The following is a 17291-nucleotide window of genomic DNA, read 5'->3' as shown; positions in this document are numbered from 1 at the left end:
TGGCCGTTTTTTCCCGCCGTTGGGTTCCTGGGCCAAATACCCCGCCGCGTTTTTCGCGCCGCGCCTTTGCGGGGTTTTTTCCGCCTGCCAGCCGAGCATGGGCTCGGCTCTACAACGGCAGCGAGGTCGGGCATGACTCGACTCTACAACGGCGCGTACTCCACCCCGATCACCGCAAAGGTGAATTGCCCGCCGGGCAGCTCCACCGAGAATTCATCATCCAGTCGCTTCTTCAGCAGCGCCCGCGCCAACGGCGAATCGATGCTGATCCAGCCCAGCCCGGCATCGGTCTCATCCGGCCCGACAATGCGATAGCGGCTGGTCTCGCCACTGTCCACATTCTCCAGTTCCACCCATGCGCCGAAGAACACCGCCAGCGGGTCGGTCGGCGTGGTGTCGACCACGCGCAGTGATTCCAGCCGCTTGGTCAGGTAGCGCACGCGACGGTCGATCTCGCCCAGCTGCTTCTTGCGATAGGTGTATTCAGCGTTCTCGGAGCGGTCACCTTCCGCGGCGGCCGCGGCCAGTGCCTTCACCACCTCCGGGCGGCGCACGCGCCACAGCTCATCCAGTTCGGCCTTCAGCCGGGCATGCCCGGAGGCGGTGATCAGGGCCGTGCTTTTTTCTGCGGGGGGACGCCAACGCGACATGCAATACGACTTCTTTTCTGGATGACGAACGGGGAGCGGGGTCGGAGCCCTCCCTGGCGGGGGGGATCCGACCCTGGGGTCAGATCCCTTTCCAGCGGAAAGGGCTCTGACCCCAGGGTCGGATCCCTTTCCAGCGGAAAGGGCTCTGACCCCGGCCGTGGCAGATCAACGCTTTCCGCCGAAGATGCCACCCAGGATGCCGCGCACGATCTGGTTGCCCAGCTTGGTGCCGACGGTGCGCGTGGTCTGCTTGGCCATCGTCTCGATCATGCCCTGGCGGCGCTTGGTGCCGAAGATCGCATCCTTGATCGCCTGGCCGAAACCGCCTTCCTGCGCTTCGTCCTGTTCGCGGCTGCGCGCGGCCGGCGCCTGCGCCTGTTCGACAGTCTTCTGTGCACGCTGGGCCAGCAGTTCGGCGGCCGATTCGCGGTTGATCGCGGTGTCGTAGCGACTGCCGACCGGGCTGCCGGCACGCACCTGGGCGCGCTCGGCTTCGGTGATCGGCCCCATCCGGCAGCGTGGCGGCGCGATCATGGTCTGCTGCACCGGCATCGGGATGCCCTTGTCCTGCAGCGTGGAGACCAGGGCCTCACCAGTGCCGAGCTGGCTCAGTACCTTGGCCACGTCCAGCTTCGGGTTCGGCACGAAGGTTTCGGCCGCGGTCTTCACCGCCTTCTGGTCGCGCGGGGTGAACGCGCGCAGTGCGTGCTGCACGCGGTTGCCGAGCTGGCCGAGGATGTTGCCTGGCACGTCGTCGGGGAACTGCGAGCAGAAATACACGCCCACGCCCTTGGAGCGGATCAGGCGCACCACCTGCTCGATGCGCTGCACCAGCGATGGCGGCGCATCGTCGAACAGCAGGTGTGCCTCGTCGAAGATGAAGACCAGCTTCGGCTTGTCCAGGTCGCCCACTTCCGGCAGCTGCTCGAACAGCTCCGACAGCAGCCACAGCAGGAAGGTGGAGTACAGCTTGGGCTTGAGTACCAGCTGGTCGGCGGCGAGGATGCCGATCATGCCGCGGCCGTCGTGGTTGACCCGCATGATGTCGGCCAGCTCCAGCGCAGGTTCGCCGAAGAAGTGCTCGCCACCGTCCTGCGCCAGGCGCAGCACCGAACGCTGGATCGCGGCGATCGACTGCGCGCTGACCAGGCCGTACTCGGTGGAGATGTCCTTGCGCTCCTCGGCGACGAGGCCGAGCAGGGCGCGCAGGTCGTCCATGTCCAGCAGCAGCAGGCCGCGGTCGTCGGCCAGCTTGAACACGATGTCGAGCACGCCGGACTGGGTGTCGTTCAACTCGAGGATGCGCGCCAGCAGGGTCGGGCCCATTTCGCTGACGGTGGTGCGCACCGGGTGGCCCAGCTTGCCGTACAGGTCCCAGAAGAGGGTGGGGCTGGCGGCCGGCGCATAGTCGGCCACGCCGATCTCGGCGGCACGCTGGAGCAGGTTCTCGGCGCCGCTGCCGGGCACGGCCAGGCCGGAGACATCGCCCTTCACATCGGCCAGGAACACCGGCACGCCCAGTCGCGAGAAGCCCTCGGCCAGCGTCATCAGGGTCACGGTCTTGCCGGTACCGGTGGCGCCGGCCACCAGGCCGTGGCGGTTGCCGAGTTTCGGCAGCAGGGTGACGGCAATATCGTCGGTAATGCCTTTGCCGAGCAGAATCGGATCCATGGTCCAGCCCTTGTGATGAATAGCCCAATGTTAACCGCCGGCAGTGACGGTCCGAAGGTCGGCTTGCCCGGACCTTGGCGGCGCCGCTACTCTGCCTGCCTGTTTCGCACACAGTGCCATCAATGCCCGTTCCTGTCCTGATTTCCCGCGGTTGGCCGCTGCTGGCCCTGGCCGGCCTGGTTTCCCTGGCGCCCGACGCCCATGCGCAGCGGGTTTCGGCCCGGGACAAGGTGAAGGTGGATGCGCTGCAGCAGCGCATGACCGTCGCCGAAAAGCGCTACAGCGACGCCCTGCTGCTGGTCGCCAATGCCGACCCCAAGGGCAGCAACGAGGCCGACGCCGCGCTGGAGGACATGGAAGATGTCCTCAACGACTGCGTGAAGCAGAAGGGCTGCCAGATGGGCACCCTGCTGGCCAGCTACAAGCGCCTGCTCAAGCACGACGCCGATGCGGCTGCCAGCGATGACGTGGCCGACGAGGGGGGTGACCGCCTGGAAGCCGACCCGGATCACATCGGCCCGCTGACCGCGGATGTGCCCGAGGCCGCGCGCGCTGCCGCGCTGCTGAACGACAAGCGGCACGCCTTCGACAGCATGGTCGAGTACAACCCGGCGGTGCAGGCCGGCATCCGTCGCTGGCTGACCGACATGCGTCCTGCGCTGCTGACCAGCTACGAGAACTACCAGAACCTGCGCGCGGTGATGTGGCCGGAGTGGGAGAAGCGTGGCCTGCCCGAGGCGCTGCTGTTCGGCATCATGGCCAAGGAATCCAACGGCCGCGTGCACGCCTCCTCGCGTGCCGGCGCCGCCGGCCTGATGCAGTTCATGCCGGCCACTGGCCGTCGCTTCGGCCTCGGCCCGGATGGCACCGGCTTCGACACGCGCTTCGATGCGCGCAGCGCCGCCGAGGCCAGCGCCAGCTACCTCAACGAACGCCTGCGCGAACTGAACAACAACGTGGAAATGTCGGTGGCCGCCTACAACGGTGGCGAAGGCCGTGCCGCACGCGTGTTCAAGCAGAGCGCCGGCCAGAGCTTCTGGACCGACAGTGTCTACAACCAGTTCCCGGGCGAGACCAAGGACTATGTGCCGATGGTGATTGCCGCGGCCTGGATCTTCCTGCACCCGCAGCAGTATGGCGTGGAGTTCCCGAAGATCAGCGCGCAGCCGGCCACGCTGCGCCTGGCCAAGTCCACCACCATCTATGAACTGACCATCTGCCTGGGCAGCCACGGCACCCGTGATGGCTACATGCGCGCGCTGCGCAACCTCAACCCGCGCTATGAAGCCGATGGCTGGATTCCGGCCGGCACCCTGATCAACGCCACCACCCGCATCGCCGGGCTGTACCAGCGCAACTGCGTCAGTGGCCCGCGTGCCGACCTGGCCCGCACGCTGATCACCGCCGATCTGAACGCGGCGATCAAGCGCCCGACCGCGGCCAGCTACACCGGCAGCGTCGCCGTGGGCGGCGTGGTGCCGGTGGCCGACGCTGCGGCCTCCACCAGTGTGCCGACCACGCCGGTGGCGGCGGTGGCGACGCCTCGCCCGGCGCCGGCCGCGCGCCCGAAGCCGGTGCGCAGCCACAAGGTGGGCAAGGGCGAGACCCTGGGCGCCATCGCGGCGAAGTTCCAGTGCGACGTGCCGACCCTGGCCCGCGCCAACGGCCTGAAGGCCCCGGCCTACAGCCTGCGTCACGGCCAGACGCTGAAGCTGCAGGGCTGCGACAAGTAATTCCCCCGACCCCTGGAACCCGCATGGATCTCGAAGACACCCGCAACCTGTTCGCCAACCTCCGCGAAAACACCGACTGGGACATCAACGGCCCGCTGCTGTGGGGGTACTTCTTCGTGCACTCCACTGCTGAGCCGTTGCAGGCACTGGCAGAGCACCTGCAGGCGCAGGGCTACACCTTCGTGGAACTGTTCGAACAAGATCCGGAAGAGGGTGACGCGCCGTTCCACGTGCTGCATGTGGAGCGCGTGGAGATCCACGACGAAGCCTCGCTGGACCGTCGCAACCAGGAATTCGCAGCTCTGGCCGCGGAGAAGGGCGTGGAAGACTACGACGGCATGGACGTCGGCCCGGCCCCGGCCCTGCAGTAACGCGCGTACCGGTAGTGCCGGCTGCTGGCCGGCATCCCGTTGAACCCATCCACGCACAGCGTGGAAAAAAGGGGACGGAGGGGATTAAGTCGTTTATGCATAAACGACTTAATCCCCTCCGTCCCCTTTTTATCAGCGCAGCTTCGCCAGGGCCTGGCCCAGCTGTACCGGGCTTTCGGCGCCCAGCTGCGGGGCGAATTCGGCCACGCCCGGCGGCAGCAGCACGATCACGGTCGAGCCATAGTTGAAGCGTGCCATCTCGGCGAAACGCTCCAGCTTGATGCCCTGGCCGCGGTAGTCCTTGCGGGTGATGCGGTCGCCGTAGTGCGGAATCTCCTCGCCGCTCCACACGGTTTCCACGCCGGACACCAGCAGTGCACCGACCATCACGCTGACCATCGGGCCGAAGCTGGTATCGAAATGGCAGACCAGGCGTTCGTTGCGTGCGAACAGGCGCGGTACGCCGTTGACGGCCGCCGGGCCGACACTGAACAGGCGCCCTGGCACGTGCACGGTTTCACGCAGGGTGCCGGTCCAGGGCATGTGCACGCGGTGGTAGTCGCGCGGGGACAGGTACACGGTGGCGTACAGGCCGTCGTTGTACGGCTTGGCATCCTCGGCGCCGCCCAGCAGTTCGGCGGCGGTGAACGACTGGCCCTTGGCCTGGAAAATGCGGCCGGCCTCGATCCTGCCGAGCTGGCTGATGCGGCCGTCGGCCGGCATCACCAGGCTGCGCGGATCGGCATCGGCCACGCGTGCGCCCGGCTTCAGCGCACGGGTGAAGAACTGGTTGAAGGTCGAATAGCTGCGCGGGTCCGGGTTGGCCGCTTCGTCCAGGTTGACGTTGAACTTGCGGGTGACCGTGTCGATCAGCCAGCGCGACACGCGCGGATCGTCCGAGTACGCCAGCGAACGCGCCATCGAGGACAGCAGGCGGTGGGGCAGGGCATACGTCAGGGCGGTGGTGAGGCTCATGGGGCGGTTTTCTCGGTCAGCTTCTGCAGGTCGCGGGCGATCGCCGGCGCGTTGAACGGGGGGCGTACCAGGCCGGCGAGGCGGCCCTGCGGGTCGAGCACGGCCAGGCTGGCCGAATGCTCGACCGTGTAATCCTCGGGGTTCTCGTCGAAATGCTTGCCCGGCACCTTCTGGAACACGAAGCCCAACGAGGTGGCGAAGCGCTCCAGCGAGGGAACGTCAGCGGTGGCGGCCAGGGTGTCCTTGTGGAAGCCGTGCACGTACTCGCCCAGGCGGGTGGCGCTGTCGCGGTCGGGGTCGACCGAGATGAACAGCACGCGTGGGCGCAGGCTGTCGGGCAGGGCTTCCCACTGGTTCTGCGCGCCGGCCAGCGCGGCCAGCGTGGTCGGGCAGACGTCCGGGCAGAAGGTGAAGCCCAGGAACACCAGGGTCCAGTGGCCCTTCAGTTCGCCCGGGATCAGGCGGGTGCCGTCGGACTGGGCCAGGTTGAAGTCGGGCAGTTCGCGCGGCTGTGGGTACAGCGTGATCGCTTCGGTGGCCGGGGCATTGGCCGGCGGCTTCGGCGCGAACACCTGCTGGGCGGCCAGCAGGCCGAGACCCGCCGCCAGGGCGATCAGCAGGATGATGCCGGCGTTGCGATTGAACATGGGGGCTCCCGCGCGAAGTGGGCCCCATCATACCGGCTGTGGCCCGAATCGTTTCCGCCGCAACGGATGCCGCCACGGGCGCCAGCCCCTATAATCGGGGGCCACTTTGCCCGCAGTACCGCCATGACCGCTGAAACGGCCGCCGAACTCCATACGATCATCGATCTGATCCGCTACGGCACCAGCCGTTTCAACGAAGCCGGGCTGACCTTCGGGCACAGCTACGACAACGCGCTGGACGAGGCCACCCAGCTGGTGCTGCACAGCCTGCACCTGCCGCACGACCTCGGCCCGGCCTACGGCCAGGCGCGCCTGCTGCAGGCCGAAAAGCTGCGCGTGCTGGAGCTGTTCCAGCGCCGCATCGATGAACGCATCCCGGCCGCCTACCTGACCGGTGAGGCCTGGTTTGCAGGATTGAGCTTCAAGAGCGACAAGCGCGCCCTGGTACCGCGCTCGCCGATCGCCGAACTGATCGAATGCGGCTTCGAGCCGTGGCTGGCCGGCCGCGACGTGTACCGTGCACTGGATCTGTGCACCGGTTCGGGCTGCATCGCCATCGCCATGGGCCACTACTACCCGAACTGGCAGGTGGACGGCGTCGACCTGAGCGACGATGCACTGTCGCTGGCCGAAGAAAACAAGGAGCGCCTGCAGGCGCACAACGTCACCCTGATCAAGTCGGACCTGTTCAACGGCCTGTCCGGCCGCCACTACGACCTGATCGTCACCAATCCGCCATACGTCACCAACGACGAGACCGATGCCCTGCCGCAGGAATACTCCTACGAGCCGGAGATGGGCCTGCGTGCCGGCGACGACGGCCTGGACCTGGTGCTGAAGATCCTGCGCGATGCCCCGCTGCACCTGAGCGAGGACGGCCTGCTGATCTGTGAAGTGGGCGAATCCGAGCAGCATCTGGTCAAGCTGCTGCCGGAAGTCGATTTCGCCTGGATCGAATTCAAGGTCGGCCAGATGGGTATCTTCGCGGTTGAATGCCGCGAGCTGATCGCCCACAGCGCACGCATCACCGAACTGGCGGCGCAGCGCCCGTGAGCTCCAATTCGTTCGGCAAGCTGTTCACCGTCACCACGTTCGGCGAGTCGCACGGGCCGGCCATCGGCTGCGTGATCGATGGCTGCCCGCCGGGGCTGGCGCTGGACGCGGCCGAATTCGCCCACGACCTGCAGCGTCGCGCCACCGGCAAGAGCCGGCATACTTCGGCGCGGCGCGAGGCCGACGAGGTCGAGATCCTGTCCGGCGTGTACGAGGGCCTGACCACCGGCACCCCGATCGCGCTGCTGATCCGCAACACCGACCAGCGCAGCAAGGATTACGCCAACATCGGCCAGCAGTTCCGGCCGGGCCATGCCGACTACAGCTACTGGCACAAGTACGGCATCCGCGACCCGCGCGGTGGCGGCCGTTCCTCGGCACGCGAGACCACCATGCGCGTGGCCGCTGGCGTGGTCGCCAAGAAGTGGCTGGCCGAGCGCTTCGGCGTCACCGTGCGTGGCTACCTGTCGCAGCTGGGCGACCTCACCCCGGCCGGTTTCGACTGGTCGGCGGTGGAAGACAACCCGTTCTTCTGGCCGCATGCTGCACAGGTGCCCGAACTGGAGGCGTACATGGACGCGCTGCGCAAGTCCGGAGATTCGGTCGGCGCGCGCGTGGACGTGGTCGCCGACAATGTGCCGCCGGGCTGGGGTGAGCCGATCTACGGCAAACTCGACGGTGAACTGGCTGCCGCGCTGATGAGCATCAACGCGGTGAAGGGCGTGGAGATCGGCGACGGTTTCGCCAGCGCCGCGCAGAAGGGCACCGAACACCGCGACCTGCTGACCCCGCAGGGCTTCGCCAGCAATCATGCGGGTGGCATCCTCGGTGGCATTTCCACCGGCCAGCCGGTGGTCGCCTCGATCGCGTTGAAGCCGACCTCCAGCCTGCGCCTGCCGGGCCCGTCGCTGGATACGTCCGGCAACGTGGTCGAGGTGGTCACCACCGGCCGCCACGACCCCTGCGTCGGCATCCGCGCCACCCCGATCGCCGAGGCGATGGTAGCGATGGTGCTGATGGACCAGGCGCTGCGCCACCGCGCGCAGTGCGGCGATGTCGGCACGATCACCCCGCGCATTCCCGGGCAGATCGATGGCTGACACGCGGCCGACCGTGTGGGTGAGCCAGCCGCTGATCGACGCGGCCATCGCGCCGCTGCGCGATCGCGTGCAGCTGCGCAGCACCGACACCGTCACCGCCTGGGCGCCGGACCAGATCGCCGGACAACTGGCCAGCGCCGACGGCGCGATCATCACGCTCAACGAGCGCATCGGCGCGGCCCAGGTGGCCGGCGCCGCGCAGCTGCGGGTGATCGCCAACGTCGGGGTGGGCTACAACAACCTGGACGTCGACGCGCTCAGCGCGGCCGGCATCCTGGCCAGCAACACACCGGACGTCCTGACCGAAACCACCGCCGATCTCGGTTTCGCCCTGCTGATGGCCACCGCGCGCCGCATCACCGAGTCCGAGCGCTGGCTGCGCGAAGGGCAGTGGCAGCAGTGGTCGTTCCAGACCATGCTCGGTGCCGATATCCACGGCAGCACGCTGGGCATCCTTGGCATGGGCCGCATCGGCCAGGGCATCGCCCGTCGCGGCGCGCACGGTTTCGGCATGAAGGTGCTGTACCACAACCGTTCGCAGCTGCCGGCGGCGACCGAGGCGGAAGTGGGCGCGACCTATGTGGACCTGGATACGCTGCTGGCACAGTCCGATCACCTGCTGCTGGTGCTGCCGTACACGCCGGCCTCGCATCATCTGATCGATGCCGCCGCACTGGCGAAGATGAAGCCGTCGGCGACGCTGGTGAATATCGCCCGCGGTGGCCTGGTCGATGAGATCGCGCTGGCCGATGCGCTGGCCAACGGTCGCCTGGCTGCGGCGGGTCTGGATGTGTACGAAGGCGAGCCAACGGTACGCCCGGAACTGCTGGCGCTGCGCAACGTCGTGCTCACTCCGCATATCGGCAGCGCCTCGCTGGCCACGCGCACTGCGATGGTACAGCTGGCCGTGGATAATCTGCTTGCCGGGCTCGGCCTGGACGGCGGCCCGTCGCGGATGCCGAGCGCGATCAACGCTGACGCGGCGATGGCCGCGCGCGTGACGCTGGGCAAAAAAACCGGGAAACGATAGGGAACCTCCGCGCGCCCCGCTTGAGGAGGTTCCCCGAACCCAGCTGTCGTGCGTGTTTTTCCCCATTCCCGTTTTCGTGAGAGTTCCCCCATGAGCAATGCACAGCGCAGTTTCCACGTCGCCGTCGTCGGTGCCACCGGCGCCGTCGGCGAGACCATGTTGTCGATCCTGGCCGAGCGTGATTTCCCGGTCGGTACCCTGAGCGTCCTGGCCTCCGAGCGTTCGGCCGGTGGCGAGATCGAGTTCAACGGCCAGAAGGTCACGGTCCAGGACCTGGCCACCTTCGATCCGGCCGGCGTCGAGATCGCGCTGTTCTCGGCCGGTGGCAGCGTGTCCAAGGAATACGCACCGAAGTTCGCCGCCGCAGGTGCGGTGGTGATCGACAACTCCTCGGCCTTCCGTTACGACGATGACGTGCCGCTGGTGGTGTCCGAAGTCAACCCGGAACAGGTCGCCAACCGTCCGCGCGGCATCATCGCCAATCCGAACTGCTCGACCATGCAGATGCTGGTGGCGCTGGCGCCGCTGCACCGCAAGTACGGCATCGAGCGCATCAACGTCTCCACCTACCAGTCGGTGTCCGGCGGTGGTCGTTCGGCCACCGAGGAGCTGGGCAAGCAGACCGGCCAGCTGCTGAGCTTCCAGGAGATCGATCCGCAGCGCTTCCCGGTGCAGATCGCCTTCAACCTGATCCCGCACATCGACGACTTCCAGGACAACGGCTTCACCAAGGAAGAAATGAAGCTGATCTGGGAGACCCGCAAGATCCTCGGCGACGACAGCATCCTGGTGAACCCGACCGCAGTGCGCGTGCCGGTGTTCTACGGCCACTCCGAGTCGGTGGCGATCGAAACCCGCGACAAGGTCACCGTGGCCGAAGCACGTGCGCTGCTGGAGCAGTCGCCGGGCATCGAAGTGGTGGACCGTCACGAGGCCGGTGGCTACCCGACCCCGGTCACCCACGCCTCGGGCACCGACGCGGTGTACGTCGGCCGCATCCGTGAGGACCTGTCGCACCCGCGCGGCCTGAACCTGTGGATCGTATCGGACAACGTGCGCAAGGGCGCCGCCCTGAATGCCGTGCAGCTGGCCGAGCTGGTCGCCGCCGAGCAGCGCTGATCACAGCGGTTGCCTCACCGGTAGTGCCGGCCGCTGGCCGGCATTGCCGTGATGGGACGTGCGTGTCTGCCGGCCAGCGGCCGGCACTACCGAAGGTCCCCATCGGTGGGTGCGGACCGCGGTCCGCACGCTTTATAGTGTCGCCATGAATAAACGGGCCAGGGGCGCAAAGCGCCCCCTCCTCTATCTTTCCACCGCGCTGCTGGCCCTGGCCAGCAGTTCGGCGCTTGCCCTGGGCTTGGGCGACATCCGTGTCCTGTCCAAGCCGGGCCAGCCCCTGCTGGCCGAAGTCCCGGTGGTCTCGGCCGATCCGTCCGAGCTGGAGAACCTGCGTGTCGCGTTGGCCTCACCGGTCACCTTCGAGCGCGTCGGCCTGCAGCGGCCGACCGGGCTGGTGGGCGAACTGCAGTTCGAACTGACCCGCAATGCGCAGGGCAGGGCAGTGGTGCGTGTGACCTCGCAGACGCCGGTCGAGACCCCGTCGCTGAGCTTCCTGATCGAGGCGGACTGGGGCCAGGGCCGCCTGGTGCGCGAGTACTCGGCGCTGGTCGATGCACCGTCCAGCGCACTGGCCGTGGCCGAGCCGGAAATCGTTGCACCCGCAGGTATGCTCTCCAACACCATCGCCCGTGAGGCCGCCCCGGCGCCCGCCGCCGCGGAGAGCGTGAGCGCGCCTGCGCCGTCCACCGCCACCACGCCGGCACCCGCACCGGCTCGCCCGCGTGCAGTGGCTGCACCCGCTGCCGCACCGGCAGCCGATGGCAGCGTTACCGTCCAGCGTGGGCAGACCTTGTCGCAGATCGCCAGCGTGGTGGCCCGCGGCAACCAGGTCAGCCGCGACCGCGCAATGATTGCGCTGCTGCGGGCCAACCCGGAGGCCTTCATCCGTGGCAACGTCAACCTGCTCAAGCAGGGCGCCGTGCTGCGCATGCCCGGCAGCGATGCACTGGCGGCGGTCGATGCCGCCGAGGCCGCCGCGCTGGTGCGCGAGCATGCCGCACAGTGGCGTCAGGCGCGCACCGTGCCGCAACCGGCGGGTACTGTCGCCCCGGTCGCCACGGCGGGAACCACGAACGCTTCTTCCCCGGCTGCGGCCACTGGGGCACGACTTGAAATCGCTCCGGCGCTGGCCTCCGACGCCGCGCACGCGGGCACAACCACCGGCACTGCAGCCGGCAGCGAGGGTGACATGCTGGGCAACGAACAACTGCGCCAGGCACGCGAGGACATCGCGACCCGCGATGCCGAGATCGGCGAGCTGAAGCAGCGGGTGGCCGACCTGGAAAAACTCAAGGAACAGCAGCAGTCGCTGATCGCGATGAAGGACAACGACCTGGCCGCGGCGCAGCAGCGCCTGGCGCAGGCACCGGATGCCCGCGATGCGGCAACGCCGTGGTACTGGCTGGGTCTGCCGGTGCTGTTGCTGGCGGCCGGCGCGGCCTGGCTGCTGCGTCGTCGCAAGCCGTCGCCACTGCCGCCGCTGCGCGAGGAAGGCGACGCCGCCGGCCTGGCCGCTGCGGTACCGGCCGGCGCGGCGCTGGATACGCTGGCCGAGCAGTCTTCGTGGTCGACGGCGGTGTCCGACAGTGGCCGCCAGGAACCGGCGATGCCTGCCTGGGCGACCGAAGCCGAGGTGCAGGATGACGTGGCTGCCGAAGCGGTCGCCGACGTCGCCGCCCAGACTGACTGGCAGGCGCAGACGCTGCGCGATGACGAAGTGGTGGAGCTGCCCGGGGCCGTGACCGACCTGCCGCGCTGGGACGAGCCGGTGGCCATGCAGGACACCCCCGTGCAGGATGAGCCGCCCGCGCAGGCGGTCCCTGACGAGATCGTAGTGCCGGACTACGCGCTGCACGCCGAACAGCAGCCGCAGTTCCGCGGCGTGTTCGACCTGCCGGCCGAGCATCATGACGGCGGGGATTCGAGCGCGGCGCCGCACGACGCGCTGGCCGCGGCCGCGCATGAAGACGGTACTGCCGCGCCGGCCAGCGATGCCGGCTGGGCGCCGCGCGCCGGGCAGGAACGCCTGGAACTGGCCATCGCCTACCTCGACCTGGGCGATGCGCAGACCGCACGGACGTTGCTGCTGGAAGTGGCCGAGGGCGGCGACCTGCACTGCCAGGCCCAGGCTCGCGAACTGCTGGCCCGCCTGCCGTGACCGAACCCGCCGACAAGGACCGTGCCATGAGCCGCGAGCGCCGTATCGACTACGTTGAATTCGCCTCCAGTGACCCGGCCGACAGCCGCGCCTTCTTCGAAAAGGTGTTCGGGTGGTCGTTCGTCGACTATGGCAGCGATTACACCGCCTTCGACGATGGCCGTCTGCAGGGCGGCTTCTTCCGCGGCCAGCCGCAACGGGCCAGTGACAGCGGCGCGCCGCTGCTGGTGCTGTATGCCGACCAGCTGGCGCCCATCGAGGCGGCGGTGCGCGACGCTGGCGGTGAGATCATACGGCCGGTGTTTTCTTTCCCCGGTGGCAGCCGCTTCCAGTTCGTCGAGCCCGGTGGCAACGAACTGGCGGTCTGGTCCGAACGCGATCCGGCCTGAGCGCCGCCCCTCCCGCAACATCGAGGTAGCACATGCGTTACGCGCTTGGCGTCGAGTACGACGGCAGCGATTTCAGGGGCTGGCAGAACCTGGGTGAGGGTGGTCCCAGCGTGCAGGCCAGCCTTGAGCAGGCCCTGTCGTCGGTGGCCGATGCGCCGCTGCAGGTGGTCTGTGCCGGTCGCACCGATGCCGGCGTGCACGGCCAGTGCCAGGTCGTGCATTTCGACACCGACGTGGTGCGCGATCCGCGCGCCTGGATGCTGGGCACCACCACCCGCCTGCCGCGCTCGATCGCGGTGCGCTGGTGCGTGCCCGTGGCCGATGATTTCCACGCCCGCTTCTCGGCGCGGGCACGCCGTTACCGTTATCGCCTGCTCAACCGCGAAGTGCGGCCGGCGCTGCAGCGGCAGACCCTCAGCTGGGAGCGCCGTGCGCTGGACGCGGGCCTGATGCATGCCGCCGGCCAGGCCCTGCTCGGCGAGAACGACTTCAGCGCGTTCCGCTCGGTGCAGTGCCAGGCGCTGCATGCACAGCGTGAACTGCAGTCACTGCAGGTCAGCCGCCAGGGCGAGGTGATCGAGGTCGCCGTGCAGGGCAATGCATTCCTTCATCACATGGTCCGCAATATCGTCGGATCGCTGATCCTGGTGGGCAGTGGCGAGAAGCCGGTGGAATGGATCGCCGAACTGCTGGCCGGGCGCGATCGCACCGTAGCCGGTCCCACCGCACCGCCGCAGGGCCTGGTGTTCCTTGGGCCCCTGTACCCCGACAACTGGCATCTGCCCGCCGAGGTCACGCTATGAGCCGCTCCTACTACCGCACGCGCATCAAGTTCTGTGGCATGACCCGGGCCGGCGACGTCCGCCTGGCCGGTGAGCTGGGCGTGGACGCGGTGGGTTTCATCTTCGCCCGTGAAAGCAGCCGCCGGGTCGCTCCGGCCGAGGCACGCGCGATGCGCCAGGCGATCGCGCCCATGGTCGACGTGGTGGCGCTGTTCCGCAACAACAGCAAGGAAGAAGTGCGCGAGGTGCTGCGCACGGTACGACCGACCCTGCTGCAGTTCCACGGCGAGGAAGACGAGAGCTTCTGCCGCAGCTTCAACATGCCGTACCTGAAGGCGATCGCCATGGGCGGCCGTGAAGAGATCAACGCCCGCACCCTGCAGCTGCGCTATCCCAGCGCCGCCGGTTTCCTGTTCGACAGCCACGCGCCGGGCGGCGGTGGCGGCACCGGCGTGGCCTTTGACTGGGGCCGGATCCCGACCGGCCTGCATCGCCCGTTCCTGCTGGCCGGCGGCCTGAACCCGGAAAACGTCTACGACGCGGTGCTGGGTACCCTGCCGTGGGGCGTGGATGTCTCCAGTGGCATCGAACTGGAGCCGGGCATCAAGGACGGCTACAAGATGCGCACCTTCGTCGAGGAAGTGCGCCGCGCCGATTGCACGGTTCTCGAGTGATTGGTGTCATTATTTGCCGTGATTTGGACCTGGATTTGAGCCTGCACGCATTCTTCACATAGGATGGTCCCAAGCGCGCCTGCCATGAGGGCTGGCGCGGGGATCGACGGGACGCGCGCGGCGCGTCCCGAACGGGCGGCCGCCGCCCACAGCCCAGGAAGGCAAGCGATGCAGGAGTTTCTCACCGTCGTACTCGGTTACCCGACGCTGCCGTACAGCATTCTGCTGTTGGTGTCGGTGATGTATTGGGCGGTTGCGGCGTTCGGCCTGGTCGATGACGGTTTTGGCAATCTCGGCGCCGATGGCGCGCTCGAGGCGGGGACCGACCTCAGTGGCCTGTCGGCCATGCTGGCGCGCTGGGGCCTGGGTGGCGTCCCGATCATGGTGGTGGTCACCCTGCTGAGCCTGTTCGGCTGGCTCATCACCTATTTCATCCATCTGTTCGTACTGCTGCCGCTGCCGGACCTGCTGCGCTGGGGCCTGGGTACGCTCGTGGCGGTGCTGGCACCGCTGCCAGCGGTACCGCTCATCGCGCTGATCCTGCGCCCGGTCCGGCGCTTCCTGCTGCGCCTGCGGCCGGTGCCGCAGGCATCGCTGCTCGGCCGGGCCGGCGTGGTCGCGTCGCCGAAGGTGGACGCACGCAGCGGTCATGCCACGGTCGATGATGGCGGCGCCGGGCTGGTGCTGCAGATCCGCAGCGACATCGAACTGCAGCGTGGCGAGCGCATCGTGCTGGTTGAGCACATGGCCGAACAACACTATTACCGGGTGGTCCGCGCCGATGCGATCGCCCTCGATTTCCAGGACAACCTGCTTCCGGGCAACAAGGAGATTCATCAATGACGTTGGCATCCCTCTTACCGTTCCTGGCCGTCGCCGGCGGCCTGCTCGTCCTGCTGCTGGGCGTGGCCGGGCTGTTCAAGGCCTTCTACCGCAAGGTCGACCAGGGCGTGGCCCTGATCGTCAACGACATGAGCTCCACCCCCAAGGTGCACTTCACCGGTGCGCTGATCATCCCGGTGCTGTACCGCGCCGAGCTGATGCGGATCAGCCTGATCACCCTGCAGATCGACCGCCGTGGCAAGGAAGGCCTGATCTGCCGCGACAACATGCGTGCCGACATCGCCGTGGCCTTCTACCTGCGGGTGAACGAGACCCAGGCCGACGTGCTGCGCGTGGCCAAGGCCATCGGTGCCGACCGTGCGTCGGACAAGCATGCCGTCGATGAGCTGTTCAACGCCAAGTTCTCCGAAGCGTTGAAGACGGTCGGCAAGAAGTTCGACTTCACCGAACTGTTCGAGAAGCGCCAGGAGTTCCGCGACGAGATCATCGCGGTGATCGGCAACGACCTCAACGGCTATGTGCTGGAAGACGTGGCGATCGATTACCTGGAGCAGACCCCGAAGGCGCTGCTGGACCAGTTCAACATCCTTGACGCGCAGGGTATCCGCAAGATCACCGAGCTGACCGCCGCGCAGAACGTGGTGACCAACGAGCTGGAGCAGAACGAGAAGCTCGCCATCACCAAGAAGAACGTGGAAGCGCGTGAAGCGCTGCTGGCGCTGGAACGCCAGCAGGCCGAAGCCGAAGCACGCCAGAAGCGCGAGATCGAGACCATCCGCGCGCGAGAGGAGGCCGAGACCGCCAAGGTGCAGGAAGAGCAGCGCCAGCTGTCCGAGAACGCCCGCATCGAAGCACAGCAGCTGATCGAGATCCGCGACCAGAACCGCCTGCGCGAAGTGGAAGTGGCCGAGCAGAACCGCCAGCGCGCCGTGGCCATCGAGGCCGAGCGCGTCGAGCGCGCACGCCAGCTTGAGCAGGTCACCACCGACCGCGAAGTGCAGCTGCAGGGCGTGGAGCGCGACAAGGTGGTCGAGCAGGGCAAGATGGACGTGGCCAACATCACCCGCGAACGCATCTCCATCGACAAGACCGTGGCGCAGGAGGAAGAGCGCATCAAGGAAGTGCGCGAGGTCTCCGAGGCCGACCGCCAGAAGCAGGTGCTGATCCTGGAAGCCGAGGCCAAGGCACAGGAATCGCTGGTGCGCGAGGTAAAGGAAGCGCAGGCACGCGAGACCGCTTCCAAGCACCGCGCAGTGGAACTGACCACGCTGGCCCAGGCCGAACACGAAGCAGCCGGCAAGCAGGCCGAAGCCAAGCGCCTGCTGGCCGACGCGCTGCGCGCCGAGCAGGCCGCACCGGGCCTGGCCGAAGCGCAGGTGCGTGAAGCTTCGGCACTGGCCATCGAGAAGGTCGGCATCGCCGAGGCCCGCGTGATCGAAGCCAAGGCCGAAGCCAGCCTGAAGCAGGGCAGCAACGAAGCCCGCGTGCTGGCCGAGACCCTGCAGGCGCAGGCGCAGGGTGAGGAGAAGATGGGCCTGGCCCGTGCCACCGCCACCGAATCGCTGGGCAACGCCGAAGCCGGCGTGGTGCAGAAGAAGCTGCTGGCCGAAGCCGAAGGCCTGGTGCGCAAGTTCGAAGCGATCGCTTCGCTGAGCGACCAGGCACGTGGCCACGAAGAGTTCCGCATGATGCTGGACAACAGCCTGAAGCAGGCGCTGGCCTCGATCGAAGCCGGCAAGGAAGTCTCGCGCGAGAACGCCAACGTCATCGCCAGCGCGTTGCGCAACGCCGATATCGACCTGGTCGGTGGCGACGGCGGCATGTTCGAGAACCTGGTCAAGGCGGTGTCGCTGGGCAAGTCGATCGAAGGCTTTGCCGGCAAGAGCCCGATCGTGCAGGAGCTGATGCAGCGCTACCTGGGCGTGGCCGTGGCCGAACCGGCGCCGCGCCAGATCGCCGAGGATGCCGAAGCGGTGCCGACCGTGTCGGCCACCGTGGTCGACAGCGCCCGTTGATGCATCGGGCGATGGCTGCTGCGGCCATCGCCCGCCCGCACCGGCCGCAACCGCGGCCGTCCGCCCGTGAGCCGGAAGCCT

At 67.9% G+C, this 17291-nt stretch carries 16 protein-coding genes; 12 read left to right on the top strand and 4 right to left on the bottom strand.

The window, feature by feature from the left end; all coding sequences use genetic code 11:
- Positions 1 to 143: 143 nt before the first annotated feature.
- A complete protein-coding gene (gene greB / locus AC5JLE_RS17330; RefSeq protein ID WP_014647900.1) occupies positions 144 to 650 on the bottom strand; it encodes a transcription elongation factor GreB in 507 nt (168 codons plus the stop codon).
- 165 nt (positions 651 to 815) lie between these two features.
- Positions 816 to 2321, bottom strand: a complete 1506-nt coding sequence (locus AC5JLE_RS17325) for a helicase HerA-like domain-containing protein (protein WP_046431840.1) — start codon at positions 2319 to 2321, stop codon at positions 816 to 818.
- Between the two features lie 122 nt (positions 2322 to 2443).
- Here AC5JLE_RS17325 and AC5JLE_RS17320 point away from each other — a divergent pair, with 122 nt between their 5' ends.
- Both AC5JLE_RS17320 and AC5JLE_RS17315 read left to right on the top strand, forming a co-directional pair.
- Positions 2444 to 4054, top strand: coding sequence for a transglycosylase SLT domain-containing protein (locus tag AC5JLE_RS17320; protein WP_014647898.1), 1611 nt, complete (start codon positions 2444 to 2446; stop codon positions 4052 to 4054).
- 23 nt (positions 4055 to 4077) lie between these two features.
- Complete coding sequence (locus AC5JLE_RS17315; protein ID WP_046431838.1) at positions 4078 to 4425, top strand: ribonuclease E inhibitor RraB; 348 nt, start codon at positions 4078 to 4080, stop codon at positions 4423 to 4425.
- Positions 4426 to 4557: 132 nt separating this feature from the next.
- On the opposite strand, the gene asd is transcribed toward AC5JLE_RS17315, so the two are convergent.
- Both asd and AC5JLE_RS17305 read right to left on the bottom strand, forming a co-directional pair.
- A complete protein-coding gene (gene asd / locus AC5JLE_RS17310; protein ID WP_032957481.1) occupies positions 4558 to 5400 on the bottom strand; it encodes an archaetidylserine decarboxylase in 843 nt (280 codons plus the stop codon).
- Positions 5397 to 6047 (bottom strand): SCO family protein, encoded by a 651-nt coding sequence (locus tag AC5JLE_RS17305; protein ID WP_014647895.1) that lies wholly within the window; start codon positions 6045 to 6047, stop codon positions 5397 to 5399. The genes asd and AC5JLE_RS17305 overlap by 4 nt, the downstream gene beginning before the upstream one ends.
- 123 nt (positions 6048 to 6170) lie before the next feature.
- Between AC5JLE_RS17305 and prmB the strand changes: the two genes are divergently transcribed.
- The 10 genes from prmB (at position 6171) to AC5JLE_RS17255 (ending at position 17210) form a co-directional block, all read left to right on the top strand.
- A complete protein-coding gene (gene prmB / locus AC5JLE_RS17300; protein ID WP_014647894.1) occupies positions 6171 to 7100 on the top strand; it encodes a 50S ribosomal protein L3 N(5)-glutamine methyltransferase in 930 nt (309 codons plus the stop codon).
- Positions 7097 to 8200 carry a chorismate synthase gene (aroC, locus tag AC5JLE_RS17295; RefSeq protein WP_496065499.1) on the top strand — a complete coding sequence of 368 codons (1104 nt, stop codon included), beginning with the start codon at positions 7097 to 7099 and terminating at the stop codon, positions 8198 to 8200. The genes prmB and aroC overlap by 4 nt, the downstream gene beginning before the upstream one ends.
- Positions 8193 to 9230 carry a 2-hydroxyacid dehydrogenase gene (locus AC5JLE_RS17290; protein ID WP_041863663.1) on the top strand — a complete coding sequence of 346 codons (1038 nt, stop codon included), beginning with the start codon at positions 8193 to 8195 and terminating at the stop codon, positions 9228 to 9230. The genes aroC and AC5JLE_RS17290 overlap by 8 nt, the downstream gene beginning before the upstream one ends.
- A gap of 90 nt (positions 9231 to 9320) precedes the next feature.
- Positions 9321 to 10349 (top strand): aspartate-semialdehyde dehydrogenase, encoded by a 1029-nt coding sequence (locus AC5JLE_RS17285; protein ID WP_014647891.1) that lies wholly within the window; start codon positions 9321 to 9323, stop codon positions 10347 to 10349.
- 145 nt (positions 10350 to 10494) lie between these two features.
- Positions 10495 to 12507, top strand: a complete 2013-nt coding sequence (locus AC5JLE_RS17280; protein WP_496065498.1) for a FimV/HubP family polar landmark protein — start codon at positions 10495 to 10497, stop codon at positions 12505 to 12507.
- A gap of 26 nt (positions 12508 to 12533) precedes the next feature.
- Positions 12534 to 12896, top strand: a complete 363-nt coding sequence (locus tag AC5JLE_RS17275; protein ID WP_329857047.1) for a VOC family protein — start codon at positions 12534 to 12536, stop codon at positions 12894 to 12896.
- Positions 12897 to 12928: 32 nt separating this feature from the next.
- Positions 12929 to 13699 (top strand): tRNA pseudouridine(38-40) synthase TruA, encoded by a 771-nt coding sequence (truA, locus tag AC5JLE_RS17270; protein WP_496065497.1) that lies wholly within the window; start codon positions 12929 to 12931, stop codon positions 13697 to 13699.
- On the top strand, positions 13696 to 14352 hold the full coding sequence (locus AC5JLE_RS17265) for a phosphoribosylanthranilate isomerase (RefSeq protein ID WP_014647887.1): 657 nt from the start codon (positions 13696 to 13698) through the stop codon (positions 14350 to 14352). Before truA ends, AC5JLE_RS17265 begins: the two co-directional genes overlap by 4 nt.
- 168 nt (positions 14353 to 14520) lie before the next feature.
- Positions 14521 to 15195 (top strand): hypothetical protein, encoded by a 675-nt coding sequence (locus tag AC5JLE_RS17260; RefSeq protein WP_164110216.1) that lies wholly within the window; start codon positions 14521 to 14523, stop codon positions 15193 to 15195.
- On the top strand, positions 15192 to 17210 hold the full coding sequence (locus tag AC5JLE_RS17255) for a hypothetical protein (protein WP_014647885.1): 2019 nt from the start codon (positions 15192 to 15194) through the stop codon (positions 17208 to 17210). The genes AC5JLE_RS17260 and AC5JLE_RS17255 overlap by 4 nt, the downstream gene beginning before the upstream one ends.
- Positions 17211 to 17291: the final 81 nt, after the last annotated feature.

Source organism: Stenotrophomonas sp. (assembly GCF_059505245.1).
The sequence above is the reverse complement of the archived record's forward strand: the minus strand, read 5'-3'. Positions and strand labels throughout refer to the sequence as shown.

Excerpts from the sequence above, each read along its gene's own strand:
- AC5JLE_RS17265 (WP_014647887.1), top strand. The coding sequence starts at position 13,696 with ATGAGCCGCTCCTACTACCGCACGCGCATCAAGTTCTGTGGCATGACC.
- AC5JLE_RS17320 (WP_014647898.1), top strand. The coding sequence starts at position 2,444 with ATGCCCGTTCCTGTCCTGATTTCCCGCGGTTGGCCGCTGCTGGCCCTG.
- prmB (WP_014647894.1), top strand. The coding sequence starts at position 6,171 with ATGACCGCTGAAACGGCCGCCGAACTCCATACGATCATCGATCTGATC.
- asd (WP_032957481.1), bottom strand. The coding sequence starts at position 5,400 with ATGAGCCTCACCACCGCCCTGACGTATGCCCTGCCCCACCGCCTGCTG.
- AC5JLE_RS17275 (WP_329857047.1), top strand. The coding sequence starts at position 12,534 with ATGAGCCGCGAGCGCCGTATCGACTACGTTGAATTCGCCTCCAGTGAC.
- AC5JLE_RS17315 (WP_046431838.1), top strand. The coding sequence starts at position 4,078 with ATGGATCTCGAAGACACCCGCAACCTGTTCGCCAACCTCCGCGAAAAC.
- truA (WP_496065497.1), top strand. The coding sequence starts at position 12,929 with ATGCGTTACGCGCTTGGCGTCGAGTACGACGGCAGCGATTTCAGGGGC.
- AC5JLE_RS17280 (WP_496065498.1), top strand. The coding sequence starts at position 10,495 with ATGAATAAACGGGCCAGGGGCGCAAAGCGCCCCCTCCTCTATCTTTCC.
- greB (WP_014647900.1), bottom strand. The coding sequence starts at position 650 with ATGTCGCGTTGGCGTCCCCCCGCAGAAAAAAGCACGGCCCTGATCACC.
- AC5JLE_RS17255 (WP_014647885.1), top strand. The coding sequence starts at position 15,192 with ATGACGTTGGCATCCCTCTTACCGTTCCTGGCCGTCGCCGGCGGCCTG.
- AC5JLE_RS17285 (WP_014647891.1), top strand. The coding sequence starts at position 9,321 with ATGAGCAATGCACAGCGCAGTTTCCACGTCGCCGTCGTCGGTGCCACC.
- AC5JLE_RS17260 (WP_164110216.1), top strand. The coding sequence starts at position 14,521 with ATGCAGGAGTTTCTCACCGTCGTACTCGGTTACCCGACGCTGCCGTAC.
- AC5JLE_RS17305 (WP_014647895.1), bottom strand. The coding sequence starts at position 6,047 with ATGTTCAATCGCAACGCCGGCATCATCCTGCTGATCGCCCTGGCGGCG.
- AC5JLE_RS17290 (WP_041863663.1), top strand. The coding sequence starts at position 8,193 with ATGGCTGACACGCGGCCGACCGTGTGGGTGAGCCAGCCGCTGATCGAC.
- AC5JLE_RS17325 (WP_046431840.1), bottom strand. The coding sequence starts at position 2,321 with ATGGATCCGATTCTGCTCGGCAAAGGCATTACCGACGATATTGCCGTC.